Origin of the sequence: Bacillus cereus group sp. MG20 (assembly GCF_040459885.1) — a bacterium.
In the GTDB taxonomy this organism is placed as follows: domain Bacteria; phylum Bacillota; class Bacilli; order Bacillales; family Bacillaceae_G; genus Bacillus_A; species Bacillus_A cereus.
The window spans coordinates 4,674,532-4,699,311 of the sequence record NZ_JARVHF010000001.1 but is presented as its reverse complement, the minus strand read 5'-3'; the positions used below and the strand labels follow the sequence as shown (position 1 = coordinate 4,699,311).

The window sequence follows — 24,780 nt, the reverse complement described above, 5'->3', positions numbered from 1 at the left end:
TACATACCAGTTTCTGCTTTATATTCCACACATAAAATAGATTTCTAAATACAATTTTAAATTATCCATATGCCAATACATGAAGAAAAATATATTGTAACTTGCTCCAAAAACGGCTAAAATAAGAATAAGAATTTTCTGAATATTCTAAGAGTAGGTGGTTTATATGTCCTTATTACGCTCACATATATGTAAATTTATAATTGGTGTTATTGTTATTTTTGCCATAAGTCCTATTCCAGCTCTTTTTATTACACATAATTACTCTTATCAAAATGGATTTATTAGCATTTTTCAAAACTTCGCACAGCTTTCTTCTATATCAATTCCAAAGGTTGATTGGATGCATGAATCTATCTTTTTCTCAGCAAATCAAATGATACATACTTCTAATCATTCAACACCATTATTCCCTTACATATGGGAAATATATTTTATATCGATTGTTCGTTTTACTTTTACCCTTGCGATCGGATTTTTCATAAGTTTGGGTATCGGCCATTTATTTTTCAAAGTACCTAACTCGTTTAAAAAGTTTACTACTGTATTGAATTGGATACCTTACTCTTTTTGCACTGTAGTATTACAATGTTCAGTCTTATTACTACTTCTATACGTCGCACAATTTATAAACCTTCCTTACTACTCATCTTTTATCATCGTATGTAGTACTTCCATGATTATCGTTATGCAAGCAGTAAAAAAATGGATTCCTTTCTTGAAAAACACAGATGAATATGAAATAAAACATGATTCTTTTCTTGTGGATACATTGTTTTTGGCGCTTACTTCGAACCATAAATCAATTTTAGGTTCCATCATTCTTTCATTCGTTTTTATGGAATGCGTTTTTCATGCAAGTGGACTGTTACAATTTATCGTTCAATTTGGCGGAAATTCACCCATAATTGTTACAATCGGCTTATTACTACTCTATATCCCATATAGCATACTTTCTTTCCTTCAAACACTATGGACCACAAACTACTCCAAGCAACAGTCATACACTTTAACGAGAAGTGTTCCAAAACCTTAATTGAAATAACCCTCTATAATCTAAAAGTAGGGGGTTATTCCTTTTGTATAGCGGACAAAATAACAGCAAATTCAAAAACTATTACAGAAACATACCAATATTTGCCCTTTTCCTTTGACTATTCTTTTCATTTGGATTTATTATAAAAGTATAACATAATTGCAGGAGGTGACATCTTTATTCCAAACCTTGGAATGGAGAACACACTTGGACATATTAAATATTTTTCTCATCTTTGTACTTATTCTTATTTCTGGCTTTTTCGTTGCATCAGAATTCGCTGTTGTAAAAGTACGAAAAAGTCGAATTGACCAACTTGCAAATGAAGGTAATAAACAAGCTTTAGCTGCAAGAAGCGTCCTATCTAATTTAGATGTTTATTTATCAGCTTGTCAGCTCGGGATTACGATCACTTCTTTAGGGCTTGGTTGGCTTGGTGAACCGACTGTGGAACATATACTACGACCGCTCTTTGAAAAAATTAATATTACTGGAACAATGGCTAACACTTTATCTTTTGTTATTGCTTTTAGTGTTATTACATTTTTCCACGTTGTATTAGGTGAGTTAGTTCCAAAGTCTTTCGCAATTCAAAAAGCAGAAGCAATCACACTCAAATTTGCAAAACCTCTTATTTTATTTGATAAAATTATGTATCCATTTATTTGGTTACTCAATAGTGCAGCTATATTTTTCACAAAACTACTCGGATTAGAACCTGCCAAAGAAAATGAACTTGCTCATTCTGAAGAGGAATTGCGACTCATTTTAGGTGAAAGTTTTAAAAGCGGTGAAATAAACCAAACCGAATATAAATATGTAAATAACATTTTTGAATTTGATGATCGAGTTGCGAAAGAAATAATGGTTCCTCGTACCGAAATGATTTGCTTATCTACTGAAAATACGTTAGAAGAAAATATGGATATCGTCGCAACTGAAAAATATACACGCTATCCAATCATTGAAAAAGATAAAGATGATATCATCGGGATGATTAATACGAAAGAAGTATTCCATGATCAAACGAAAGGTATTTATAAACCACTTGAATCTTATATACATCCTGTTTTAACAGTATTTGAAACAGTTCCAATTCGTAAAACGTTAGTCCATCTTCAAAAAAATCGCGTTCAGATGGCAATCGTTATGGATGAATATGGTGGCACTGCCGGACTTTTAACGATGGAAGATATTCTTGAAGAAATCATTGGAGAAATTCAAGATGAATTCGATGCGGATGAATCACCTATGATTGAAAAGCGTACACCTAAGCTTACTGTTTTAGATGGAAAGGTGCTCATTTCTGAAGTAAATGATATGTTTGGCCTCCATATTGATGATAGTGATTTAGATACAATTGGAGGATGGCTTCTCTCTCAAGCAGTTGACTTAAATATTGAAGCTGGTTATTCCATTGAATATGCTGGTTTTCAATTTAAAGTATTAGAACTTGATGGACATCAAGTCAAAAAAGTTGCTGTACATAAACTAGATATTAAAAAGGAGCTATAAAGTGACTGTTTTATTAACAATTTGTATCATTGCCTGTTTCCTTGTTTCATTTCTCGCCTTTATTTATCCCATTATCCCTGGCATACTTGCTGTCTGGGCTGGATATTTAATTTACCATTTCGGTATAAATGGAGGAGAATTAACAACTTTTTTTTGGATTATTCAAGTCATTTTCACTCTTTTCATTTTCGTTGCTGATTTTATTGCAAATGGATATTTCTTAAAAAAATACGGTAGTTCTAAATGGGGCGAACGTGTCGGAATGATTTCTATCATTGTCGGATCGTTCTTCTTCCCACCATTCGGACTTATTATCATACCGTTTTTATCAGTATTTATAACAGAACTAGTGCATAAAAAAGCGCCAAAAGATGCCTTTCTAGTTGGAGTCGCTACTGTAGTTGGTTTTTTAAGCAGTACAGTAGCGAAAGCAATTCTCCAAATCATTATGATTGTCATCTTCTTGTGTTATATCATATTTTAACCATCCCGACTTCGGGATGGTTTTTTAATATGCAATACCTACTCGACTATTTTCATATATGTTTTTCTTACATAGATCCCATGCAAAGTGTGCTGTATCACCCACTGTAATTTTTGATCCACCTTCTGGCAATATATCTTTTTCAGTTCGATATACCTCTGTCGCCTCACCGTCTATTAAATGTGTCGGACAAACAACTGTCCAACATAAATTATTACTATTACTTAGTACCTTATATGCAGCCAAATGATCTTCTGCTGCTGTTGTCGTTTTCCTTTTTGATTCCGTTGATTGAAAACGATATAAATTTAGATCCGTTCTTGCTTGTAAAATACCAGCCGTTCCTATTGTTATGATCTTATGAACCCCTTCTTCTTCCATTTGCTTAATAATTTGTGGCATACTCTTCGCTAATGTTCCATTTTGATCCGTTCCAAGTGCACTAATTACTATATCGCTTCCTTCTATCGCTTTTTTTATATCATTTTCGTTCAATACATTACCTTCTATCACTCGTAACCTTTCATGTTGTATTTCTATTCTATTAAAATCACGCGCTAATGCAGTCACTTCAGCTGAATCCTTTAATGCTAAATTAATTATGTTTGAACCTACTCGTCCTGTTGCTCCCAATATACATACTTTCATTTGTTTTCCCCCTCTTTCATTCTCTTTCTATTTTTCAATAATATCAATCAATTTACAACAAAAAAGCTTCCTCATATATGAGAGGAAGCTTTATTATTTTTATTTTTTCTCTTTAGAATCAGTAGACTTCTCGGTTCCGCTTGTTTCTTTATCCTTTTTATCCTCTTGTTGTGTTGTTGTGTCGTCTTCTTTCTTCTTGTCTTCACCTTTACTACAACCTACCATTAATAAAGAACTTGCAAGTGCCATAGCAGTTAATGATTTAACCCATTTGTTCATTTGCGTTTCCTCCCTGTGATAGAATATGTACAACCTCATATTACTCTCTATTTTTAAAGGAGAGATTGAAAAACAGTAAATATACGGTAAATTTTTGTAAATCTTCTGATAACAAAAACTAATTTAAATTTACATATTTCATTTCCAATCGATACACAATAAAACTAATTTTTTTCTCTAAATGGACATAAAAAAACTAAGGCGCATACCATTCCGCCTTAGTTTCTCATGCAAACTTTTCATTTTCATATAGATGTGTAATCTTATATTCCTTCTTCATAACATATTGCCACACACTATAAGCGTAACGGTTCATTTTCAGGAAACAATTTTCCAAAAATGAGCGGAACTCCGGATTAGCAACTTCCACTGCAACTTGAGCAAACTTTAGAGCTAATCGTTTTAAGTGCGCAATATAACATGTTGCAATATGAATATCCCCTGTATATTTACTAACTGTTTCCTTTTCCATTTCATGCAAACCAAACTCCGTTGTTTCACAGGTTATATGCTGCACATTCTCTCCTTCTTGAAAATTTACTTGTTCATTATATGCTTGTAACATATATGGTAAATGGTGCTGTAATAGATTTTTTAATTCTTCGTCTCTGACCTTTCCAGCATACTCTCCAACCTTGTATATTAGCATATAACTATATCTCATTAATTCTTTCATACAATCCATGAAAGTGCCTCCCTTCTCTAGGGTCTATATGTTATAAATATGATGCTAAAACATTCGCTATTCTTGCTAAAAACCAATCCCATCTACTAATTTTCTCAAAATCTTCTTCAGAAAATCGTTTTGATTTATGAAAGTCTACCTTTAATCGACTCCATACTTCATCAACAACTGTTTTATCATATATGATACAGTTAGACTCACAATTTAAATAAAAACTTCTATTATCAAAATTCGCTGTCCCAATATCAACAATTTCTCCATCAATGATTGCTACTTTCCCATGAAAAAATCCATTTCGATATTGATAAATCTCCGCTCCAGCATGTAACATATCTTTCAAATATGGATAGGCAGCTTGTTTTAACAATATGGCATCACTTTTAAATGGCACGAGAATTTTCACATTAACACCACGATTTAATGCAGCTTTTAACTCTTTCACCATTTCTTTACTTGGTACAAAATATGGTGTAGCGATAATTAAAGACTTTTTAGCCTTTTTTAAAAGTGCCCCATACTTTTCCCATAAGCCTTTTCCATTTGAAAATAAATATTGATATTTTACATTCCCTAATGTCGGTATACTTTCATGTATAGGCATTTTTTCTCCTGTATCTTCTTTCCAATCTTCGGCGAACTTTCTTTCCATATCCGCTGCACCCTCACCATGGATGCGCACGTGATAATCACGCCATGGCCCAAACTTCGGATCTTGTCCAAGGTACTCCTTTCCGATATTAAAACCACCGACGTATGATACCTTTCCATCTATCGTAACAATACGTCTATGATTTCGTTGATGCAAAGAATAGAAAACATTTTTCAGTTTCGGTTTTTTACTAAATGTAAACTTCACACCGTTTTCCTTTAATCGGCTAATTACCTTTTTCTTCAGCTTATATCCACCTATCCGATCGACTGACAATTTCACTTCTACTCCACTAGATGCTTTTTTCTCTAATAACTGTAAAAACTCTTCGCTTATTTCATCTTTTCCTACAATATAAAAATGGATATATATATACTTTTCTGCTTCGTTTATATCCTCAAATAATTTTCTATATAACTCTTCACCGTTCGTATATAGTTGAAATTCACCTAATCGAACTTGTCCTAATTCATATTCACTAGCCATTTCCTTCCCCATTTCCACATCGATGTTCATCCAAATGAATACACCTATTAAACAAAGGATTATAGCGAAAAAGTGCTTCATGGATAAATTCCTTTCTCCACTTACTGTTATTTCTATATCTTCCCTTTTTTATTACATTATCATTCAAGAAAATATGTCATTGCATGATATATGTCCATATCAAACAATAGCTCATTTGCATATTGTATGTTGTATCTTAAAATAAAAGGAGGAAATAACAATGGGCTTCGCACATGGTAATGGATTTGCGCTATTAGTCGTATTATTTATCCTCTTAATCATCGTCGGTGCTGCTTGCTTCTGCTAAGTAGCTACTGTCATATGATATGTGGATGAAAAAACTATAAAAGCGGACACCTATTTTTAGGTGTCCGCTTTTCATTTTAAAACCATTTCCGCCTGCTATTGTAACTTAAATGGCTAAACATTTATCTCAAAAGGTTAACAATGTGGCTACTTTCTTACTCTCTGCCTTACGTATATGACGCTGCTCTGCACGTAACACTGCAATACGATGTAATTCTTTCTCTTCTTCTGTTTCAGGGATAACACGCGGTACTGGAACTGGATTATTTCCCTTACTAAGTGCAACAAAAGTAACGAATGACGTTGCCGCTATACGCTTCTCACCTGAAATTAAATCTTCAGCCACTACCTTCACAAACACTTCCATCGAAGTTCTTCCCGTCCAAATTACGAAAGATTCATAACTAACACAATCTGAAGAACGAACAGGATGTAAGAAATCAACCCAGTCCATAGATGCTGTGACACATTCCTTTCTCGAATGTCTGGATGCTGAAATAGAAGCAACCATATCCATCTCCGCTAATATCTTCCCACCAAATAGCGTGTTATGATCATTTAAATCTGTTGGGAATACCCGGCTCGTTTTGAACACCCTTGACTCATTGGCTGTTTTCCCCTTTACTTCTGTCATTGTTATCACCCCTTTAATGATCTATCCCTAATATTTCAATAATCCCTATACTAAATGAACTACACGTTTAATATTAGCAACATTCAGAACTTTTAGTCCACAAAAAAGAACCGATTTTATCAATCGGCTCCTCTAAATACATATTGTTCTTTCGGCTGTTCAACTTTATTCCATTTTGTTACTTCTAATACAGGAATATTCGCATGAAACGGCTGATAAAACTCAGTAGTTATCTCTCCTTCTACTTGAATCCAGTCATCATTATTCCACTCTACGCCTTCTGGTTTTTTCACTAACATACCATATACACCAGAATCCGCTACACAGTGTATAATACCGAAACGGAATAAGAAATATTGTTCTTTTTTAGAAGAATCATCTCTAAAAACAAACCCTTTAAAAGATAATTTTTTCCCAGTAAACTCGCCAGGATAATTATAAATTGTTTCCATACCCTTTAGGAAGTCTTCATCTTTCAAATTAATATTGTCTTTCGTAACAAACTCTTTCTTCCCTTTTTCCATTACACCGCGGTATCCTTCTTTCCCGTAATAAATGCTCGTATCAGGTCTTAGAAATTGTCTTGTCATAAATGGATCCTTACTTTCTGCTTGTGCAACAGGAAAATGAAATCCTTTCGCCTTAACAATATCTGAATCTAACGTTGCAATCGGGAAAAATAAGCCTGAGATAATTGGAAAACAAAACAAGGAGTACGAAAATGCTTTTTTCCACCATGTATTCTCATCTTTTGAATGATCATGTCCGCAATGGCTATGGTCACAACTGCAATCATTTTTCTCTTTTTCCTTTTGGTGCTCTTTTTGGAAAACGACGATAATTTGTATAATCGTTAAGAAACCTAAAATAATTGCTGCTGTTGTTGATAAATAGGCATACTTCATATTGATATACTTCGTAATGTTACCGGAAATATGAAGCTGCGCAATTAATATTGTAAAACCTAATAATATATATGCTCGAAACATAACCTACCACCCCATCGCATAAATGAGTAGTGAGCTTGCATAAACAACAAGAGTAACTGTAACTATAACAACAATTACAAATTTAGTTTTAAATGTCGCAAGCATCATAAACATATTTTTAATATCCACCATCGGTCCGTAAACGAGGAACGCGACAAGTGAAGCTGTTGAAAACGTACTTTGGAACGAAGAAGCGATAAATGCATCTGCCTCTGAACAAAGTGATAATATATAAGCAAGTCCCATCATAACAGCTGATGAAGAAAACGGACCTTGTCCAATAGCAAGAAGTGTTGAAGTTTGTACAAACGTTTGTACCGCTGCTGCAATTAACGCACCTAGTACTAAATATTTTCCCATTGAGAAGAATTCCTCAACAGCGTGTGTACATACATCCCACATTTTTTTACGCAGTGGACGCTTATTATTCACTTCTGGGAAGTGATCATCTCTTAATTGATGTTCTTTAAACATAAAGGATAATATAATTCCAACGATAATGGCTACGATAATCGCTACAATAGAACGATACCATACCATGTGCATACTACTCCCAAAGGCAACGTATGTTGCAAATAAAACAACTGGATTAATAATTGGACCAGTTAACATAAATGCAATCCCTGCGTATGGTGGAACGCCTTTTCCGATTAATCGTCTTACAATCGGAACAATTCCACATTCACAACCTGGAAACAACATGCCTAAAAAAGTAGCTAATAAAACAGACAGAAATCGGTTCTTCGGCATCCATTTAGCCACCATATCTTCTGTCACGAACATTTGAATGAATCCTGAAATAAATACACCAATTAGCACAAACGGAAGTGCTTCGATCAATATGGAGATAAAAATTGTATTCATTTGCAGGAATGCTTTCGGTAATTGAAACAATTCCATGATGTATTTCCTCCAACTTTTCATTAACAATATGTAATTTTAACCCCATTTCATTAATTGGACAAGGTTTATATGGCATACATACCCTTTATATACATTACATTGTACAAGTTATATTCTATTCAAAATTTGAGATTTCATAGCAAAAAAGCTGCTCTAGCGTAGTTATATAACTATGCTAGAGCAGCTTTTTTATCGTTAAAAGTAACGTTTCTTCCAAAAAACAAAAGCTAACGTGAAAGATAGTGTTACACATATGATGAGTACAATTACAAAACCGTGGGCTTCCCCTTCAAACGGAACCTTTACGTTCATTCCAAAGAAACTAGAAACCATCGTCGGTAAAGATAAAATGATTGTAATTGACGTTAACAGTTTCATAACACTATTTAAATTATTTGATATAACGGAGCTAAAAGTATTCATCATTCCACTTAAAATGTGACTATATATTTCCGCCATTTCAATAGCCTGCTTATTTTCAATTAATACATCTTCTAATAAATCTTGATCGTCTTCATACATTTTTAAAAATGTACTATTACGCATTAACTTTTGAATTACAATTTTATTAGCCTTTAATGACGTTGTAAAGTATACTAAACTTTTCTCAAGGCCTAATAATGTGAAGATCTCTTTATTTTTCATTGACTGATTTAATTGATGCTCTAAATCAATTGTTTTTCGATTTATTTGCTTTAAGTATCTTAAATAATAAGTAGAAATCGTATATAAGAGCTGAAGTGCAAAGCGCGTCTTTTTAAACGTATAAAATTCTTTAATACGTTGATTAATAAAACGTTCAAAAATTGGATTCTCTTCTAAGCAGATTGTAACAAAACAATCCGGCATCACAATCATACCTATTGGAATCGTGTCATAAATCGAATTTCCTTCTTCGTCATGTCTAACTGTCGGAATATCCACGATAATTAAAGTATTATTGTCTTCCTTTTCAATACGAGAGCGTTCTTCATCATCCAAAGGGTCTTTAATGAAATCTAAGTCTACATTTAAAGTTTGTACTAGATATTGAATTTCTTCTTCTGTTGGATGAAGTACATTAATCCAGCACCCCTTTTGCATTTCCTCAATCTCTTGTAGTTTTCCGTTTCGGTCTGTTAAATATATATTTAACATACTATCACCCCGATTCTTTTTACATGTAGGAATCTACCTCTCTTAAATCACAGTTTTTAAACCGCCATTCTCAGCATATGAAACATACGTTTAAATTTCAATAGAAAAATTATTTTGAAAACGTTTTTATAGGAAAAATATTATAAAGTGAAACTTTAATCAGTGGGTGGCTTCATCCCCCACTGATTATTAGCCCTCACAAATCGGGCTTTTACGGGCTACCCGCCCCCAACCAAACTTCTTTTCTTTCACTGAATTTTGAGGTGAGGGTCTCACTGCCCGTTAAAGCGGGATAAACATAGAAAAAGACAGAGTGCTCTCTGCCTTAAAAGCTTATGTTGCCTTTATAACATATTTAGAAAGCATCCACAAGTTAAACCCGACTGAAATCGTATAGCCAGCGTATGTTGAAATGATAAAACTTACATAATCGAAATACGGAAGCAATACAATATTTAAAACTATCTTCACAATAATTCCAATCACTAGTCCTAGCACCGTCTTCTGCTGTTGATTGATTCCTTGTAGCATAGCAGCCGTTACTGTAAAAAGAGAAAATAATATGCAAGCAGGAGCATAATACTGTAAAATGATTCTCCCCATCTCTGGATCATTTCCAGCACCGAATAAAAGAGTATATACAGGCTTGGCTAACACCATCATTCCAATTGCCGCCGGTACCGTAATCGCTACTACTAATACATTTGTTCTCGTAAAATGTTTGTACAATAGCTTCGTATTTCCTGCTGTGTAAGCTTTCGTCATCTCTGGTACGAGAGACATACTAAAAGCTGTCGCAACGGATACCGGAATGAGCACAACCATTTGAACAAGACCAATTATCGCATTAATTTTTTCCGCTTCTCCTTGCATATACCCTATTTGTATAAGTAGTTTATTAATTGTAAATGTATCAATCGTCTGATACAACGGAATTGCTAAGCCCACCACAACAAAAGGAATAGAATATGTAAAGAGCTCCTTATAAAGCGAGAAAAAAGATTTCGTTGTTTGTGGTATACTTGCCATTTCTTTTTTCTTTAAGTGCCTTCTCCTTCTCATATAATACGCACTTAAAACAGTTAATCCACCAACCGCTCCCATAAAGGCACCAAATGTTGAAATACCAACTGCTAGCGAGACAGATGCTTTTAAAATATATAAAACGACAAAGCTTCCTATTAAAATGGTTAAAACCCGAAAAAATTGCTCTACAACGACACTTAATGCAGAAGGCCCCATCGATTGGAATCCTTGAAAGAAGCCCCTTAATAAACTCATTACTGGCACAAGTATTAACGCAAAACTTACAATTCGAATATTAGTAGTAACCGCTCCTACACTATTCCCCGTTTGATCATTCCCATCGATGACAAGCTTAGCTAAATGCGGAGCTAGCATATATAACGTAAAACACGAAATGACTCCCATTATAAACATAAACACGATTCCACTTTTCAACACTCTCTTAACCGTATGATAATCATTCAGTTGATCATATTTTGATACCATTTTTGAAACTGCAAGTGGTAATCCCATTGTCGCAATGCTGAGCATGATGGTATAAGGACGATATGCATACGTGTATAGAACGTAACCACTCGTACCGACCATCGCTGTAAATGGTATAACATATATAAACCCTAACATTTTTGATATCATCGTTGCCATCGTTAAAAATATCGTTCCACGTATAAACGGTGACCCTTTCATCACATTCCTCCGCTACGCTTTATTATTACACATTATGGACAACTCCTTTTTTTTAGAACCGGAAACAAATAAAAAAGCCAATGAAAAATCATTGACTTTAACGCGCAGCTTTTTTCTTTTTGAAATACTTTAAACCAAAGTATAGAGCAATAAAAAGAACAGCTCCTATAATTATGTAATGTGTGTAATCAGATGCATACTCTTTAATTTGTCGCCAATTCCCACCAAGTTTTTCACCTAAGTATATAAATAGAATTGACCACGGAATGATCGCTACAACCGTATAAAGTGTAAATAGTTTTAATGGCATCTTAGCTAGTCCTGCTGGAATAGAGATCGCATGACGTACTACTGGTATAAAGCGCGCAGAAAATATTACGCCTGCTCCATAACGTTTAAACCAACCTTCTGCTATGTCTAAATGATGTTTATTAATAAGTAGATATTTCCCGTATTTCTCTACAACCGGACGCCCTCCGTAGTATCCAAGCCAGTATAAAAAGATTTGTGCTAAAGTACCACCAATCGTTCCGGCAATAACTGCACCAACAAAACTAATTTTACCATTCGCTACTAAAAAGCCAGCATACGAAAGTACAATTTCACTTGGGATTACTTCAATCATTAAAGCAAGAGCTACTCCAAAGTAACCTAAGCTTGCAAAAAATTGCAATAACTGATCTATTATGTTTGCTAACATGTTCTTTTTTATCTCCTTTTTTCTTCACATACCATCCCATTATTACATAAAGGCTGCAATCTGCCAATATCTTCATTTTAACAATATGTACAATTCAAGCAGGATTAATCTATTAATTTCTCTTTCTGTGGGTCTTTCATGTAGGCAAACATCTCTTTAATTTGGTCTTCTGTATTTCTAGCAATTGATAAATTAGGCAATTCATTTTCACAAAAAAACTCCACCTCTTCTGTTTCAATGCTAGTTTTCTTTTCTCCACCAATAATCTCGCATCCAATGAAAATCTTATATACATGCGTCGCCGATGGAGATGGTTGATGTTTTTCTTTATCAAATATAGCTAGTAACTTAAAATGATCTACCTCATAACCAGTCTCTTCGAAAACTTCTTTTGCTGCAACTTCGGTTGGCGTATAACCGACATCAGCCCATCCACCTGGCAATGCCCATTTCCCATCGCTTTTTTCTTTCACAAATAATAACTTTTCATTTTGAAAAACAACCGCTCTTATATCAACTTTAGGTGTTTGATAGCCTGTCTCACTTGCAAATAATTTCTCTACGACTTCCCAATCTGTTTTCGTGTAATGTGACATCATTGAAATAGAAATATCTCGTAATTGCTGGAAACGCTCAATATCATACACATCCTTAGAATACGTTAAACCCGCTTGAGCTATAGATTGTATTTGTTTTACCCAATCAATCCATTTAATCGTCATATATCCGCATCCCCATTCTCTATCAAATATATTACTTCATTTTTATTGATACATCTTTATTATACAAAAAAAAGAGATTGATAACGTTTCAATCTCTTTCAAAATTAATCCAATTCATGTAAGTGGTCTTGTATATACTTTCTTCTCTTATTTATATATTCATAAATCATATCAGCCTCTTGATCAAATGTTTCTAATTTTTCTTTCATGTATGGATCTTGTAGTAAATATGGACGAATCAATTCACACAACCCTTCTACTTTCGGCCTCATAAACGAAACTGTAAATTGATCTTCTAATATTTCTTCTAAAATACTTCGATACTGCTTTCTAAATACAGGTATGTCTAGCAATCTTGCACTTAACGTATTATACCCTTGAATGCGAATATATTCATGATTAAGTGGTCTTCCTTGTACATCTCGCCCCCAAGTCGCATCATAATCCCACGGTATAACTTCAAATAAATTTGTTTCATCATTATGATATAGTGCGTAGTTATGAACGAAACCATCAAAGTTTTGTGTAAAAATAACTCCTGCTAACCATCTTAAATATTTATCGACATGTAGAAACTTCCCAATCTCTTTTTCATAGGCTTCCCTCGTCAAAGTATTCGCTTGAAATACAAATTCACTCAGTTGTTCTTCACTATTTTTATTCGAATATTTAAATTCATAACCCGCAAAGAGCTCTGTCTTAACATCTTTATCTCGTTCACTCATTAATGAAAAATTCGCATCATCATCTATCGCATAATAAATAGAACCACTCGGTAATCCTCTATTTTTCAAAAAATTTTCATCAACCGATTCTAACTGTAAATACACACCTTGAATTTGACCATTAATTTTTATAAATACATGTTGTGATTTTGGCGAAAGTACACCAATATCATGAAAAAAATCTAAAGATAATTTATTTCGTATGAGAGACGGATCCATAAACTCCGAATTTAAATGAAACTCTTTCGCACCTTGAAATTTTTTAGGCTTATAAAACATAACATGATAAGACTTTTTCTCAAATTCGCGAATATGAGCCCCACGGTATACGATATCAATGTCATACTTCTTTTTTCCATAAGTTAATTTTGCTGGCACTGGACTATCTGACCAAATGTCCTTTTTCAATTCCACTAAGTACATTGGATGAACAAAAAAATCATATGAAGGCAGCATGTTTTCTCATCCCTTCTCAGTTCTCTTCATTCAATGTATGCGCCTTGTCTTGTCCATACATCCGCAATCATCTATTTATATAAAATTACACTCTTGTCCTGTTCAGAAAGATGCCTACATACATATCATGTTAAGGAAAAAGAATACCTTTTCACTTTAATACATGATAAGGAGGATTTCTATGAAACGTGATATTAGAAAAGCTGTCGAAGAAATCAAAAGTGCTGGGATGGAGGATTTCTTACACCAAGATCCAAGTACTTTTGAATGCGATGATGATAAATTCACTCATCATCATTGTACAACTGGATGTAAATGTACAACTGGGGGTAAATGTCCAAGAACAAGATGTACTCGCGTGAAACATTGTACGTTCGTTACAAAATGTACACATGTAAAAAAATGGACATTCGTTACGAAATGTACTCGTGTACGTGTTCAAAAATGGACGTTCGTTACGAAAGTAACGCGTAGAAAAGAATGCGTTTTAGTTACAAAACGTACTCGCAGAAAACATTGCACTTTCGTTACAAAATGCATACGCTTTGAAAAGAAATTTTTCTGGACAAAACGAAGTTTCTGTAAAAAATGCGAATTCTTCCCTAACAGACACGGTCACTCTTGCGATGATTCATGTGATCATGGTAAAGACTGTCACGATAGCGGACACAAATGGAATGATTGCAAAGGCGGACATAAATTCCCATCTTGCAAAAATAAGAAATTCGATCACTTCTGGTATAAAAAACGTAATTGCTAGGTTTTATACCACCAAAAAGGGCCGCTTTGCGGCCTTTTTTCATTCATTGAAAGTGACTTATATCTGCAAATTGTTTCACTTTACCAATACCCTCTTCAAATTCTATTATGCTCAAACTGGCACTATGCATAAATGGATCATCCCACACATTTTCTATTTCAATTCCCGCGAAATGCCCTACAAGTAATTTTGCTGCTGCCGCATGAGAAACAATCAATATGTTTTGTCCTTTATGCTTCTCTAAAAGAAGCTGCATCCCTTCAATTACTCTTTCATAAACGGCCTCGAAATTTTCGCCTGATGTTGACTGAAAAAGATGTGGCTCATTCCAAAATAGATGTACTTCTTCTGGAAATTGCTTTTCTATATCCGCGATTGTTTGTCCTTCCCATATACCCATGTTGATTTCATAGAAATGCTCATCCGCTATAATGGGTATATCACGTTCCCCTTTTATTAACTCTGCCGTATCAAGTGTTCTTTCGCTCGGACTACTATAGATCGCATGAATTGGTAAATCTTTCATTCGATTCCCTAATTGTTTTGCCTGAACTATACCATTTTCAGTTAAAGCAGAATTTTTCCGTCCCTGCATTCGCTTCGCTACATTCCACTCTGTTTCACCATGCCTTGTTACATATATAGTTGTTTTCATTTCTTACTCCCCCTCACCATGTTGGTTGTAATTCCCATGGTTCAACTCTCCCTACAATCCACTCCGCTCGTTTACTTTCAATCCCTTTTATAACTCCATCAGCTATCTCTTCATGCGTAAGCCATCTCCCATATGTATCTTCTAAAATAAAACCTAAAATAATTCTATAATAAATACATCGCGTACTTCCTATTTTTTGTGCAGGCATACGTGATGCTTTACTACCTAAAATATGAAATAAACTATATGTTTTAGACGACAAATCTAGTTCTTTACAAATATTTGATAGTGCATGCTTTGCACTTGTGTGTACCCATGCAACAACTAATGTAATCGGGCCATTTTTCTTAATTGTACTTTTAATAGCTAGCTTTACATCTGCATCATTATGATAATCTAACGAAAGGCATGTAATATTTTCTGGTGCAGAACTCATTCGCTTAACATTTTCTAAATTCACTTCATCTCGCCCGATAATAGAAACATAAAATCCTTTCTCACAAAGCCACATAGAAACTTTCTTTAGCATTCCTGTTCCACCAATTACAAGTGCATGCAAATGCTATCCCTCCCTAATAAAATGTCATATGAGGTTTCTCATCCCTATAATAATTTAAACGGTCTTGCAGTGTCCCTGAGTGAAACTCAAATTTATGACCGTCAGGATCAACAAAGTATATAGATTCACAATCTCTGATATCACGTTCTCTTCCTTGTAAAATATGAACATCATTTTCTTCTAATCGCTGTATTAAACATTTAAAGTCTTCTCGTTCAACAGAAAATGCAATGTGCGTATAGGATTGATGAATCTCATTTCTCGGAATATGCGTCTCTTCATTAAGCGCTATCCATACTCCACATATGTTAAAATAAGCCAATTTTCTTCCTTTAACTAATAATTCTCCTTCTAATACTTTTTCATAAAACATAATAGAGTTTTCTAAATTAGATACCGAAAAACAAATATGATTGATTCCCCTTAACAACTATAATTCCTCCTTATACAAATAAAAGATGAGCGAAAATTCACTCATCTTTTATTATACTATTTTTTTGTAATATATGCCCATTTATAACTGAAGTCCCCACCAAACGTATGATTAGCAATACCTTTTACAAATGGCTTCTCTAAATAAGCTGTACTTTGTTGGTACGTAGGAGAAATTGCTGCGTCTTGACCAATTAAGATTTTTTCAGCTTCCGCAAGTGCATTCCAGCGTGCTTTATCATCTTTTAATAGCTCTCCTTTTGATTTCGCTACTAAATCATCATACTTCGGATTAGAATAATCCATTTCATTAAATGAGCTTCCAGTAACAAACATATCAATATAAGTCATTGGATCCGGATAATCAGGGCTCCATGCAGATAATGAGAATTCATATTGGAATTTCTTTTCTAAATCTAGCTTCTGCTTGTATGGTTGCTGTTTCAAATTCACTTTAATACCAGGCAAGTTTTTCTCTAGTTCTTCCTTAATAAAGTCGCCCACTTTTTTACGGCTACCGTTATCATCGTTTAGTAATTCAACCGTAATTGTATCTTGACCAAGCTCTTTCTTCGCTTCTTCCCATAATTTTTTTGCTTTCTCTGCATTATCTTTACTATCACGGAAGTTTTTATTTACAGAGCGGAAATCTTTTCCATCCGGACCTGTCGTAAATTTTTCAGGTACTAAGAAATATGCTGGCAATGAACCGTCATTTAAAATGACATCAGCAATTCCTTTTTTATCGTATGCTAAATCAATCGCTTCACGTACTTTTTGGTTTTTAAATGTTGCATTTTTTTGGTTAAAACGCAAGAAATATATGCGTGGATCTAACTTCGTTTTAAATTCATCTGGCTTATTCTTTTTATATTTATCAACAAATTCAGAAGTTAAAATAACTCGATCTGCTTGATCACTATCATATAAATTTACTCCTGTGCTTGTTTCCTTCACAATACTTACATTAATTTCGTCTAATTTTACAGTATCTTTATCCCAATAATTAGGATTTTTCTTCAACTGATAATTTTGTTCATGTTTCCATTGACTCATTGTAAATGGTCCATTATATAATAATTTATCTGCTTCTAATCCGTATTTATCTCCTTGCTCTTTCACATATTTTTCATTTAATGGGAAAAATGTAGGGAACGACGTAAGCTCAAGAAAATAAGGTGCTGGTTGCTCTAATTCTACTACCAACGTTTTATCATCCTTCGCTTTAACACCCAATTGATCTGCTGGTAATTCACCTTTATTTACTTTCTGTGCATTTTTCACATCAAATAAAATGAATGCATATTCTGCCGCTAATGCTTTATCTAATGTACGTTGCCATGCATATACAAAATCTTGTGCTCGAACTGGATCACCATTTGACCATTTCGCATCACGTAATTCAAATGTATATGTCTTTTTATCTTCACTAATCTTCACATCTTTTGCCATACCTGGTGTTGGTTTATTATCTTTATCTAGACGATATAAACCTTCCATTGCATTTACAAATACACGGAAAGATACAGAATCCGTTGATTTAGATGTATCCATTGAAGGAATTTCAGCTGTTTCTAGTAAATTTAAAACTTGTTTATCTGCCATTCCCTTATTCGATTCTTTCTTCGTTGTCGAAGCCTTCTCACCATTCCCACATCCCGCAACCAATACACTCGTCGTTAATGCAAGTGCAGCAATTGTTGTTGTCTTTCTCTTCATTCTTCCTTCCCCCAATCTATATGTATAAGTTAAATCCTATTTAATATATTTTATTATACAAAAGATTCTGATTATTTTAAATATTTATTTTTACAAACATAGAAAAAAGCGGTTAGAAATTTCTTTCCAACCGATTTTTTAAATAGCATTTACTTGTAATCCATCCTCTATATCAAATGGATTTTGAACTTTAAATATTTCTTCCATCAGCTTCAAAAACTCTTCTTCAGTTTTAGATTCACCATTAACCATAAGTGAGTATGGTTCCACTTCACCTAATTTATAATCGACAACAAATTGAATCTTCACCTTTTGTCTTGGCGTTCCGGTGTTATATCCTTGGAATTCTACTAATTCTAACCCTTCCGTTCCACGATAATATATCCAACCTGAATTTTGAAAATAATTTTCGAAAGATTCACCTATTGAAAAGAAAGGATATTCATAAAGTGAGCTTGTACGAACCTTTTGAATAACGTCTCGATCAGTCGGAAAAAAGAAATGACTAAAAAATATGCTAGCAACTGCTAAAATAGTAACAATTGTCGCTCCCATTTTGCTCGTTCCGCCACTATCATTGATTAGATAGTTTTCAACTGATTTATCTTTTATTTCTCTTGCTTTTATTCGGTATATACGTCTTTCCGCAAATTGATAGTATAATCCATTTGCAAAAATCCCCATTCCAAACAGAATAAAAATGAGTAATAAAAACGTCAGAGGCACCATATTAATGATTGGCAACGCTACATTAAATCCCATATAGTACGAAAATGCATCACAAGCTACTAATAACAGCATAAATAAAGCAGCTGGTATATAATATTTACGATATCCTAGCCAGCCTATATTGAAAATAGCAGCCCAACCATTCCAGCTCCACCTAGCAATCCGCTTATTCTCAAGCTCCCATTTCCTTTGATAATACGGATATTGTCTCCCTACATATACTTCCAGTTCTTTATCTATTAACGAGCTACCTTCATCTTGTTCATTATCCAAGTTTCGCTGACAACTTGCACAATTTAACTGTTCCTCCTCGCAAGGTTGCCCACAATTTATACATTTCAAAACAATCCCTCTTCCCATCCATACGTCATTTCAAAATACCTTCGTGTTTTAATAACCACTCTTTCCTCCATAAACCACCAGCATATCCAACAAGCTTTCCACTCTTTCCTATTACACGGTGACATGGAACAATTATTGAAATTGGATTCCGACTATTCGCCCCTCCTATTGCCCGTACAGCTTTTATATTTCCAACTTTCTCTGCAATATCTAAATATGAAGCACTTACGCCGTATGGAATAGTATAAAGTGCATCCCATACATTTTTTTGAAATGCTGTTCCCTCTGCAGACAGCGGGACCGTAAACTCTTTTCTTTTCCCTTTAAAATATTCATCTAACTCATTTATACATTGTTCTATCATTTCATTTTTATTTTCTTCTTGTCGTTCATCAACAAATATAACAGACGTAATTCCTTCTTGATTCGCTGTAATTTCAAGCAAACCTACTTCGCTCTCATAATAAGCCTGGTACATATGCCATCCTCCAATTCAGTTCATATTAGTCATTGTAACACGAATATACAAAATTTTTCGTATAAGCGTTTTATTAGAGAAACAAAAAAGAGAATGGTAAAATATAAGAAAATTCAATCAAGGAGGCTATTTGATGAATTCCAAGCTTTTTTCACCTTATACAATTAAGAACGTTACACTAAAAAATCGTATCGTTATGTCGCCTATGTGTATGTATTCATCAGGGAGTGAGGATGGCAGCGTTACGAATTTTCATCTCATTCATTATGGAACTCGCGCTGCTGGCCAAGTAGGTTTAGTTATGGTTGAAGCAACTGCGGTGTTAGCTGAAGGACGAATTTCTAACAAAGACTTGGGCATTTGGGATGACAACCTAATTGAAGGCTTACATAAAACGACTACTTTTATACATGATAACGGTGCAAAAGCTGCCATTCAACTCGCTCACGCCGGAAGAAAAGCTGAATTAGATACGAATGCTTTCGCTCCTTCTGCAATTCCTTTTAATGATACGATGAAAATACCAGTAGAAATGAATATACAACAAATCAAAGAGACTATATTAGCTTTTCAGAAGGCCGCGTTACGTTCAAAACAAGCCGGATTTGATGTTATCGAACTACATGGCGCTCACGGTTACCTTATCAATGAATTCCTATCACCACTTACTAATAAACGAACGGATGAATACGGCGGCTCACCTGAAAACCGTTATCGTTTCTTACGCGAAATCATCGACTCTGTAAATGAAGTTTGGGACGGACCAATATTTGTTCGTATTTCAGCAAATGATTATCATCCTGACGGGCTAACAGTTCAAGATTATGTTCAGTATACAAAGTGGATGAAAGAACAGGGAATAGATTTAATCGATTGTAGTTCTGGTGCAGTTGTACCAGCACATATTGATGTGTATCCTGGTTACCAAGTACAATACGCCAAACATATTAAAGAGCATACTAAGATTGCAACTGGTGCAGTTGGATTGATTACGACTGGGTCACAAGCAGAGCAAATTTTAAATAAGAACGAAGCAGATTTAATTTTCATCGGACGTGAATTACTTCGCAATCCGTACTTCCCAAGAATAGCGGCCAATGAACTTGGCTTTGAATTGCAAGAACCTCACCAATATAAGCGAGCACCAGGAAAAATTCATACGAATAAATAAAACCGAGAAGTCATTCTTCTCGGTTTTATTTATTCTATCGTTGTAATTTCATTTGAATTATAAGTATGGATACCCGATTCTTCTCGCAGCGCGGTTATATACATACCTTTCGCCACATCTTTAGCTGAAATTGGTTTATACTTTTTGAAAGCCCCTTTAAAAATAAAAGGAATAATACGAGATAACTTTTCAGCCATTCGTTCGCCGAAACGAAATTCTTGTCGGTTTCCTACTAATAATGATGGTCTAAAAATGTGAATACCACCAATCACTAACTTTTGCAATTCTTCTTCCATTTTTCCTTTCACTTGTGAATAAAAGAAAAATGATTTAGGATTCGCTCCCATAGAAGACACAACAAGGAAATTTTGCACCCCTTGTTTTTCAGCTAAACAAGCAGCTCGTAACGTATATTCATAATCTACTTTTTTAAAATTTGCTTTTGTTTTTGCTTTTTTTATTGTTGTTCCTAAGCAACTAAAAACATCATCCACAGCAAAGAACTCTTTATATTCCTCTAATACCGAAAAATCAACTTGTTTCTGCTGTAACTTCTCATGTTGCAATCGCATTGGCTCTCTTACAAAAATAGTAACCGAATCGTAGTAATCTGATTCAAGTAATAGACGCGTTATCTCTTGTCCAACTAAACCACTTGCACCAAGTATTAACGCTGTTCGCTTATTCATATATGCATATACCTCTTATTTTACTTTTCTCTCCTTCAGTAAAATACAACCTTTAGGAGTTTCCTGCTCTTATTTTACCACAAGTAAAACACTATGCGTACGCATAGTGCTTTACTCACTCTTTTTTCTCATCTCTCTCTTGTAATTTCGTTATTGTTGTAGCGTCCCCTAAATTACTTATTAATCTTCTTAAAAAAATTAATACGAAAGATAATGGCAATACTACCGCTAATATTAATAAAATAGCTTCCATTAAGTAACCCAAGCGCTCATCCCCCTCTTTACCTCCTTTTCAATATATGAAAACAGCGTTGTCACATATGCATGCATTTGCAAAAATAATACACCTATATTTGACAACTTTATAACAAAAACAAATCGGAATGATTATTATTTATTGCAACTTTATTAAAGATGTATTATACTAAGTTCGCAAACTAAAACGTAATTATTCCGTTTTGTATTAAAATGATATTTTTCTTCTATAATTGGGGAAAATATATCCGTAAAAAAGAAAAGAGGAGAACTTCATGCCTAAAAGATTGACTATATTTTCATTCTTACTTATTTTTACCTTAATTTTCGCTGGATGCTCAAATAAAAAAGAAAGTAATGCCAAGAAAGATGGAAAGCTAACAGTTTATACAACGATTTTCCCACTTGCTGATTTCGCAAAGAAAATCGGTGGCGACTATGTAAATGTTGAAGCAATTTACCCACCTGGTGCAGATTCACATACATTTGAACCAAGTCAAAAACAAACAGTACAAGTTGCAAAAGCCAATTTATTCGTTTATAACGGCGCTGAATTAGAACCATTTGCTGAAAAAATGGAAAAAACATTACAAAAAGAAAATGTTAAAATTGTAAATGCATCTAAAGGTATTGAGCTTCGTGCTTCTACTGAAGAAGAGCATCATGATCATGGAGATGGCCATAAAGAAGATGAACATCATCACGATAAAGACCCACATGTTTGGTTAGATCCTACTCTAGCAATGAAACAGGCAGAAAAAATTAAAAATGCACTTGTAGAATTACAACCTGAACATAAAAAAGAATTCGAAAAAAACTTTGCAGCACTTCAAACTAAATTTACTGATTTAGACGATCAATTTAAGGCAGCTGTAGCGAACGCAAAAACGAAAGAAATTTTAGTTTCTCATGCTGCCTATGGTTACTGGGAACAACGATACGGCCTAAAACAAATTCCTATCGCTGGAATTTCAGCTTCTGATGAACCATCTCAAAAACAGCTTGCTGACATTACAAAAACAGTAAAAGAACATAATCTAAAATATATTTTATTCGAAACTTTCTCTACTCCAAAAGTAGCATCTGTTATTCAAAAAGAAACTGGTACAAAAGTTTTACGCTTAAATCACTTAGCTACTGTTTCTGAAGATGATGCAAAAAATAATAAAGATTACTTCACTTTAATGGAAGAAAACGTAAACACATTGAAAGAAGCAACAAACTAATCCATTATATTTTCTAGGCAGCTGAATCTAGTATTCAGCTGCCTTTTTATGTATTTATCCTTGACTTGACCAAAATAACAAGTAAAATTATCCATATTAGCTTTAAAGCTATATTAATTTAGAAGGTGAGTTGGAATTATGAATCTTCACATTTGTGAAGTAACAGCAAAAAATTGGCGTTCAGTAGTTGCTTTAGACGTCGCAAAAGATCAGCAACAATTTATTGAAAGTAACGCGTTTTCTTTAGCAGAATCATTATATGAAGGAAACGGAACGTCAGTAGGTTTATATGATGGAGAAACACTTGTAGGTTATGCAATGTATGGATGGTATTCAGTAAAACATAAAAGTGTATGGCTCGATCGCTTTATGATTGACCAACAATATCAAGGAAAAGGATACGCAAAACGTTTCCTTCGCTTACTCATTCAATTCTTACAAGAAAAATTTGAATGCAAAATAATTTACTTAAGTTTACATCCAGACAACAAACTTGCAATGGGACTGTATGAATCATTTGGTTTCCGCTTAAATGGTGATATTGATGATGAAGGTCCAGTTGTGGGTGTTGTAATGGAGTTACTAATAGACGAAAATACAAGCCTGTGAAAACAGGCTTTTTATTATACATGTATCAATTTTTAGTTTCTTTCCCTTATTTAATTCTGTTTTGCAATCTAATAGAATGCTTATAAAAAATAAGCCTGCGATTTACACAGACTTATTTCACACACTCCTCGAAATGTTCTTGGAACCACTCTTTATTAATATCTCTTCCGATAAAAACTACTTCACTTACTCGCTCTTCGCCCTCTTGCCACTCTCTATCGTACGAAGCAGCAAATAACGTATGTACACCTTGGAAAACGATACGTTTATCTACTCCATCTATCGATAAAATTCCTTTGTAACGATATAAATATTCCCCTAGCTCTTGAACGACAGCTGACATCCACTCATTAAGCTTTTGTAAATCCAGCGGACGTTCTTCACGTAATACAAATGATTTCACACCTTCTAAGTGGTTATGTTCTTTATGAGGGTAAATTTGCAACGTATCTTTCGTTTTAAACGTTTGGATTTGTAATAAAGATGGTATATCTACCTCACAGTTAGTCGCCTCAATTAACTTTGCAGTCGGGTTAATTCCTTGAAGTTCATGCAAAAGATTTTCTTTCTCACTCTCTTCAATTAAGTCTAATTTATTTACTAAAACGACATCAGCAAACGCAATTTGCTCTTTTGCTTCTAATCCTTTTTCAAAATGTTTATGTATATGATAACTATCTACCACCGTTACAACACCATTAATTTGGTATGCAGATTGAATGACTGGATCTAAAAAGAATGTTTGAATAATCGGCCCTGGATTTGCAAGGCCAGTCGTTTCAATTACTAAACCATCAAAATCCATTTTCCCTTCCGCTTTTACGTCCAGTAACTGTTTTAAAGCAACGAGTAAATCTTCACGTACAGTACAGCATAAACAGCCATTTGTCATTTCCATAATTTCTTCTTCCACATTCATAATCAACTGATTATCAATGCCAATTTGCCCTATTTCATTTACAATCACCGCTAATTTCTTACCGTGATTTTCTGATAAAATACGATTTAATAATGTCGTTTTCCCAGATCCAAGAAAACCAGTTAATATTGTTACTGGAATCATTTCGT

General features: G+C 34.1%; 29 protein-coding genes. 8 read left to right on the top strand and 21 right to left on the bottom strand.

Features of this window, described 5'->3' with window-relative positions; all coding sequences use genetic code 11:
• Positions 1–166 precede the first annotated feature (166 nt).
• From QCI81_RS24160 to QCI81_RS24150, 3 genes are all read left to right on the top strand, one after another.
• Entirely contained in the window at positions 167–1,036 is an 870-nt protein-coding gene (locus QCI81_RS24160) for a hypothetical protein (RefSeq protein ID WP_071730030.1), read from the top strand.
• 207 nt (positions 1,037–1,243) lie between these two features.
• Positions 1,244–2,551 carry a hemolysin family protein gene (locus QCI81_RS24155; protein WP_016081950.1) on the top strand — a complete coding sequence of 436 codons (1,308 nt, stop codon included), beginning with the start codon at positions 1,244–1,246 and terminating at the stop codon, positions 2,549–2,551.
• A 1-nt stretch (position 2,552) separates the two neighbouring features.
• Entirely contained in the window at positions 2,553–3,035 is a 483-nt protein-coding gene (locus QCI81_RS24150) for a DUF456 domain-containing protein (protein ID WP_071730028.1), read from the top strand.
• 24 nt (positions 3,036–3,059) lie between these two features.
• Here the strand turns inward: QCI81_RS24150 and QCI81_RS24145 are convergent, their stop codons facing one another.
• The 4 genes from QCI81_RS24145 to cls all read right to left on the bottom strand — a co-directional run bounded on the left by QCI81_RS24145 (position 3,060) and on the right by cls (position 5,863).
• Complete coding sequence (locus QCI81_RS24145; protein ID WP_053564686.1) at positions 3,060–3,683, bottom strand: NAD(P)-dependent oxidoreductase; 624 nt, start codon at positions 3,681–3,683, stop codon at positions 3,060–3,062.
• 99 nt (positions 3,684–3,782) lie between these two features.
• Entirely contained in the window at positions 3,783–3,962 is a 180-nt protein-coding gene (locus QCI81_RS24140; RefSeq protein WP_001045960.1) for a hypothetical protein, read from the bottom strand.
• A 226-nt stretch (positions 3,963–4,188) separates the two neighbouring features.
• Positions 4,189–4,647 (bottom strand): spore coat protein, encoded by a 459-nt coding sequence (locus QCI81_RS24135; protein WP_000340543.1) that lies wholly within the window; start codon positions 4,645–4,647, stop codon positions 4,189–4,191.
• 31 nt (positions 4,648–4,678) lie between these two features.
• Positions 4,679–5,863, bottom strand: coding sequence for a cardiolipin synthase (gene cls / locus QCI81_RS24130; RefSeq protein ID WP_142340478.1), 1,185 nt, complete (start codon positions 5,861–5,863; stop codon positions 4,679–4,681).
• Positions 5,864–6,023: 160 nt separating this feature from the next.
• On the opposite strand from cls, the gene QCI81_RS24125 reads away from it, so the two are divergent.
• A complete protein-coding gene (locus QCI81_RS24125; protein WP_000505094.1) occupies positions 6,024–6,110 on the top strand; it encodes a YjcZ family sporulation protein in 87 nt (28 codons plus the stop codon).
• Between the two features lie 126 nt (positions 6,111–6,236).
• Here the strand turns inward: QCI81_RS24125 and QCI81_RS24120 are convergent, their stop codons facing one another.
• The 8 genes from QCI81_RS24120 to cotH form a co-directional block, all read right to left on the bottom strand.
• The gene (locus QCI81_RS24120; protein ID WP_053564687.1) at positions 6,237–6,743 is read right to left on the bottom strand and encodes an acyl-CoA thioesterase; all 507 of its coding nucleotides are present in this window, start codon (positions 6,741–6,743) and stop codon (positions 6,237–6,239) included.
• A 119-nt stretch (positions 6,744–6,862) separates the two neighbouring features.
• Entirely contained in the window at positions 6,863–7,732 is an 870-nt protein-coding gene (locus tag QCI81_RS24115; protein ID WP_000488043.1) for a TIGR03943 family putative permease subunit, read from the bottom strand.
• A gap of 3 nt (positions 7,733–7,735) precedes the next feature.
• A complete protein-coding gene (locus QCI81_RS24110; RefSeq protein ID WP_000418716.1) occupies positions 7,736–8,632 on the bottom strand; it encodes a permease in 897 nt (298 codons plus the stop codon).
• A 198-nt stretch (positions 8,633–8,830) separates the two neighbouring features.
• Positions 8,831–9,772, bottom strand: a complete 942-nt coding sequence (locus QCI81_RS24105) for a magnesium transporter CorA family protein (protein WP_000932389.1) — start codon at positions 9,770–9,772, stop codon at positions 8,831–8,833.
• A 333-nt stretch (positions 9,773–10,105) separates the two neighbouring features.
• Positions 10,106–11,485, bottom strand: coding sequence for a putative polysaccharide biosynthesis protein (locus tag QCI81_RS24100; protein WP_000678842.1), 1,380 nt, complete (start codon positions 11,483–11,485; stop codon positions 10,106–10,108).
• 97 nt (positions 11,486–11,582) lie between these two features.
• Positions 11,583–12,185 (bottom strand): undecaprenyl phosphate transporter UptA, encoded by a 603-nt coding sequence (gene uptA, locus QCI81_RS24095; protein WP_000880691.1) that lies wholly within the window; start codon positions 12,183–12,185, stop codon positions 11,583–11,585.
• Positions 12,186–12,289: 104 nt separating this feature from the next.
• Positions 12,290–12,907, bottom strand: a complete 618-nt coding sequence (locus QCI81_RS24090; RefSeq protein WP_069355460.1) for an NUDIX hydrolase N-terminal domain-containing protein — start codon at positions 12,905–12,907, stop codon at positions 12,290–12,292.
• A gap of 104 nt (positions 12,908–13,011) precedes the next feature.
• Complete coding sequence (gene cotH / locus QCI81_RS24085; protein ID WP_000937999.1) at positions 13,012–14,088, bottom strand: spore coat protein CotH; 1,077 nt, start codon at positions 14,086–14,088, stop codon at positions 13,012–13,014.
• Between the two features lie 181 nt (positions 14,089–14,269).
• On the opposite strand from cotH, the gene exsB reads away from it, so the two are divergent.
• Positions 14,270–14,848 carry an exosporium protein ExsB gene (gene exsB / locus QCI81_RS24080; RefSeq protein WP_053564689.1) on the top strand — a complete coding sequence of 193 codons (579 nt, stop codon included), beginning with the start codon at positions 14,270–14,272 and terminating at the stop codon, positions 14,846–14,848.
• A 43-nt stretch (positions 14,849–14,891) separates the two neighbouring features.
• Here the strand turns inward: exsB and QCI81_RS24075 are convergent, their stop codons facing one another.
• The 6 genes from QCI81_RS24075 to QCI81_RS24050 all read right to left on the bottom strand — a co-directional run bounded on the left by QCI81_RS24075 (position 14,892) and on the right by QCI81_RS24050 (position 19,762).
• Entirely contained in the window at positions 14,892–15,503 is a 612-nt protein-coding gene (locus QCI81_RS24075) for a phosphoserine phosphatase 1 (RefSeq protein ID WP_071730024.1), read from the bottom strand.
• A gap of 13 nt (positions 15,504–15,516) precedes the next feature.
• Positions 15,517–16,062, bottom strand: a complete 546-nt coding sequence (locus QCI81_RS24070; RefSeq protein ID WP_071730022.1) for a short-chain dehydrogenase — start codon at positions 16,060–16,062, stop codon at positions 15,517–15,519.
• Between the two features lie 13 nt (positions 16,063–16,075).
• Positions 16,076–16,492 carry a FosBx1 family fosfomycin resistance bacillithiol transferase gene (gene fosB / locus QCI81_RS24065; RefSeq protein ID WP_053564692.1) on the bottom strand — a complete coding sequence of 139 codons (417 nt, stop codon included), beginning with the start codon at positions 16,490–16,492 and terminating at the stop codon, positions 16,076–16,078.
• 59 nt (positions 16,493–16,551) lie between these two features.
• Positions 16,552–18,213 carry a peptide ABC transporter substrate-binding protein gene (locus QCI81_RS24060; protein ID WP_000824276.1) on the bottom strand — a complete coding sequence of 554 codons (1,662 nt, stop codon included), beginning with the start codon at positions 18,211–18,213 and terminating at the stop codon, positions 16,552–16,554.
• Positions 18,214–18,351: 138 nt separating this feature from the next.
• Positions 18,352–19,302 (bottom strand): DUF2628 domain-containing protein, encoded by a 951-nt coding sequence (locus QCI81_RS24055; RefSeq protein ID WP_075720181.1) that lies wholly within the window; start codon positions 19,300–19,302, stop codon positions 18,352–18,354.
• A gap of 7 nt (positions 19,303–19,309) precedes the next feature.
• Positions 19,310–19,762, bottom strand: coding sequence for a methylated-DNA--[protein]-cysteine S-methyltransferase (locus QCI81_RS24050; protein ID WP_000283912.1), 453 nt, complete (start codon positions 19,760–19,762; stop codon positions 19,310–19,312).
• Positions 19,763–19,895: 133 nt separating this feature from the next.
• Between QCI81_RS24050 and namA the strand changes: the two genes are divergently transcribed.
• Positions 19,896–20,933 carry an NADPH dehydrogenase NamA gene (gene namA / locus QCI81_RS24045; RefSeq protein WP_071730021.1) on the top strand — a complete coding sequence of 346 codons (1,038 nt, stop codon included), beginning with the start codon at positions 19,896–19,898 and terminating at the stop codon, positions 20,931–20,933.
• Positions 20,934–20,962: 29 nt separating this feature from the next.
• Here namA and QCI81_RS24040 read toward each other — a convergent pair whose 3' ends face one another.
• Together QCI81_RS24040 and QCI81_RS24035 are read right to left on the bottom strand one after the other, a co-directional pair.
• Complete coding sequence (locus tag QCI81_RS24040) at positions 20,963–21,622, bottom strand: oxidoreductase (RefSeq protein WP_071730018.1); 660 nt, start codon at positions 21,620–21,622, stop codon at positions 20,963–20,965.
• A gap of 115 nt (positions 21,623–21,737) precedes the next feature.
• A complete protein-coding gene (locus QCI81_RS24035) occupies positions 21,738–21,887 on the bottom strand; it encodes a hypothetical protein (RefSeq protein WP_000540932.1) in 150 nt (49 codons plus the stop codon).
• Between the two features lie 265 nt (positions 21,888–22,152).
• Here QCI81_RS24035 and QCI81_RS24030 point away from each other — a divergent pair, with 265 nt between their 5' ends.
• On the top strand, positions 22,153–23,103 hold the full coding sequence (locus QCI81_RS24030; protein WP_001126154.1) for a metal ABC transporter substrate-binding protein: 951 nt from the start codon (positions 22,153–22,155) through the stop codon (positions 23,101–23,103).
• A gap of 138 nt (positions 23,104–23,241) precedes the next feature.
• Complete coding sequence (locus QCI81_RS24025) at positions 23,242–23,712, top strand: GNAT family N-acetyltransferase (protein WP_001048677.1); 471 nt, start codon at positions 23,242–23,244, stop codon at positions 23,710–23,712.
• A gap of 112 nt (positions 23,713–23,824) precedes the next feature.
• Here the strand turns inward: QCI81_RS24025 and QCI81_RS24020 are convergent, their stop codons facing one another.
• On the bottom strand, positions 23,825–24,775 hold the full coding sequence (locus QCI81_RS24020; RefSeq protein WP_053564697.1) for a CobW family GTP-binding protein: 951 nt from the start codon (positions 24,773–24,775) through the stop codon (positions 23,825–23,827).
• Between the last annotated feature and the right edge of the window lie 5 nt (positions 24,776–24,780).

Coding starts and splice junctions, on each gene's coding strand:
- QCI81_RS24160 (WP_071730030.1), top strand. CDS start 167: ATGTCCTTATTACGCTCACATATATGTAAATTTATAATTGGTGTTATT.
- QCI81_RS24145 (WP_053564686.1), bottom strand. CDS start 3,683: ATGAAAGTATGTATATTGGGAGCAACAGGACGAGTAGGTTCAAACATA.
- QCI81_RS24140 (WP_001045960.1), bottom strand. CDS start 3,962: ATGAACAAATGGGTTAAATCATTAACTGCTATGGCACTTGCAAGTTCT.
- QCI81_RS24135 (WP_000340543.1), bottom strand. CDS start 4,647: ATGGATTGTATGAAAGAATTAATGAGATATAGTTATATGCTAATATAC.
- cls (WP_142340478.1), bottom strand. CDS start 5,863: ATGAAGCACTTTTTCGCTATAATCCTTTGTTTAATAGGTGTATTCATT.
- QCI81_RS24125 (WP_000505094.1), top strand. CDS start 6,024: ATGGGCTTCGCACATGGTAATGGATTTGCGCTATTAGTCGTATTATTT.
- QCI81_RS24120 (WP_053564687.1), bottom strand. CDS start 6,743: ATGACAGAAGTAAAGGGGAAAACAGCCAATGAGTCAAGGGTGTTCAAA.
- QCI81_RS24115 (WP_000488043.1), bottom strand. CDS start 7,732: ATGTTTCGAGCATATATATTATTAGGTTTTACAATATTAATTGCGCAG.
- QCI81_RS24110 (WP_000418716.1), bottom strand. CDS start 8,632: ATGGAATTGTTTCAATTACCGAAAGCATTCCTGCAAATGAATACAATT.
- QCI81_RS24105 (WP_000932389.1), bottom strand. CDS start 9,772: ATGTTAAATATATATTTAACAGACCGAAACGGAAAACTACAAGAGATT.
- QCI81_RS24100 (WP_000678842.1), bottom strand. CDS start 11,485: ATGAAAGGGTCACCGTTTATACGTGGAACGATATTTTTAACGATGGCA.
- uptA (WP_000880691.1), bottom strand. CDS start 12,185: ATGTTAGCAAACATAATAGATCAGTTATTGCAATTTTTTGCAAGCTTA.
- QCI81_RS24090 (WP_069355460.1), bottom strand. CDS start 12,907: ATGACGATTAAATGGATTGATTGGGTAAAACAAATACAATCTATAGCT.
- cotH (WP_000937999.1), bottom strand. CDS start 14,088: ATGCTGCCTTCATATGATTTTTTTGTTCATCCAATGTACTTAGTGGAA.
- exsB (WP_053564689.1), top strand. CDS start 14,270: ATGAAACGTGATATTAGAAAAGCTGTCGAAGAAATCAAAAGTGCTGGG.
- QCI81_RS24075 (WP_071730024.1), bottom strand. CDS start 15,503: ATGAAAACAACTATATATGTAACAAGGCATGGTGAAACAGAGTGGAAT.
- QCI81_RS24060 (WP_000824276.1), bottom strand. CDS start 18,213: ATGAAGAGAAAGACAACAACAATTGCTGCACTTGCATTAACGACGAGT.
- QCI81_RS24055 (WP_075720181.1), bottom strand. CDS start 19,302: ATGGGAAGAGGGATTGTTTTGAAATGTATAAATTGTGGGCAACCTTGC.
- QCI81_RS24050 (WP_000283912.1), bottom strand. CDS start 19,762: ATGTACCAGGCTTATTATGAGAGCGAAGTAGGTTTGCTTGAAATTACA.
- namA (WP_071730021.1), top strand. CDS start 19,896: ATGAATTCCAAGCTTTTTTCACCTTATACAATTAAGAACGTTACACTA.
- QCI81_RS24040 (WP_071730018.1), bottom strand. CDS start 21,622: ATGAATAAGCGAACAGCGTTAATACTTGGTGCAAGTGGTTTAGTTGGA.
- QCI81_RS24030 (WP_001126154.1), top strand. CDS start 22,153: ATGCCTAAAAGATTGACTATATTTTCATTCTTACTTATTTTTACCTTA.
- QCI81_RS24025 (WP_001048677.1), top strand. CDS start 23,242: ATGAATCTTCACATTTGTGAAGTAACAGCAAAAAATTGGCGTTCAGTA.
- QCI81_RS24020 (WP_053564697.1), bottom strand. CDS start 24,775: ATGATTCCAGTAACAATATTAACTGGTTTTCTTGGATCTGGGAAAACG.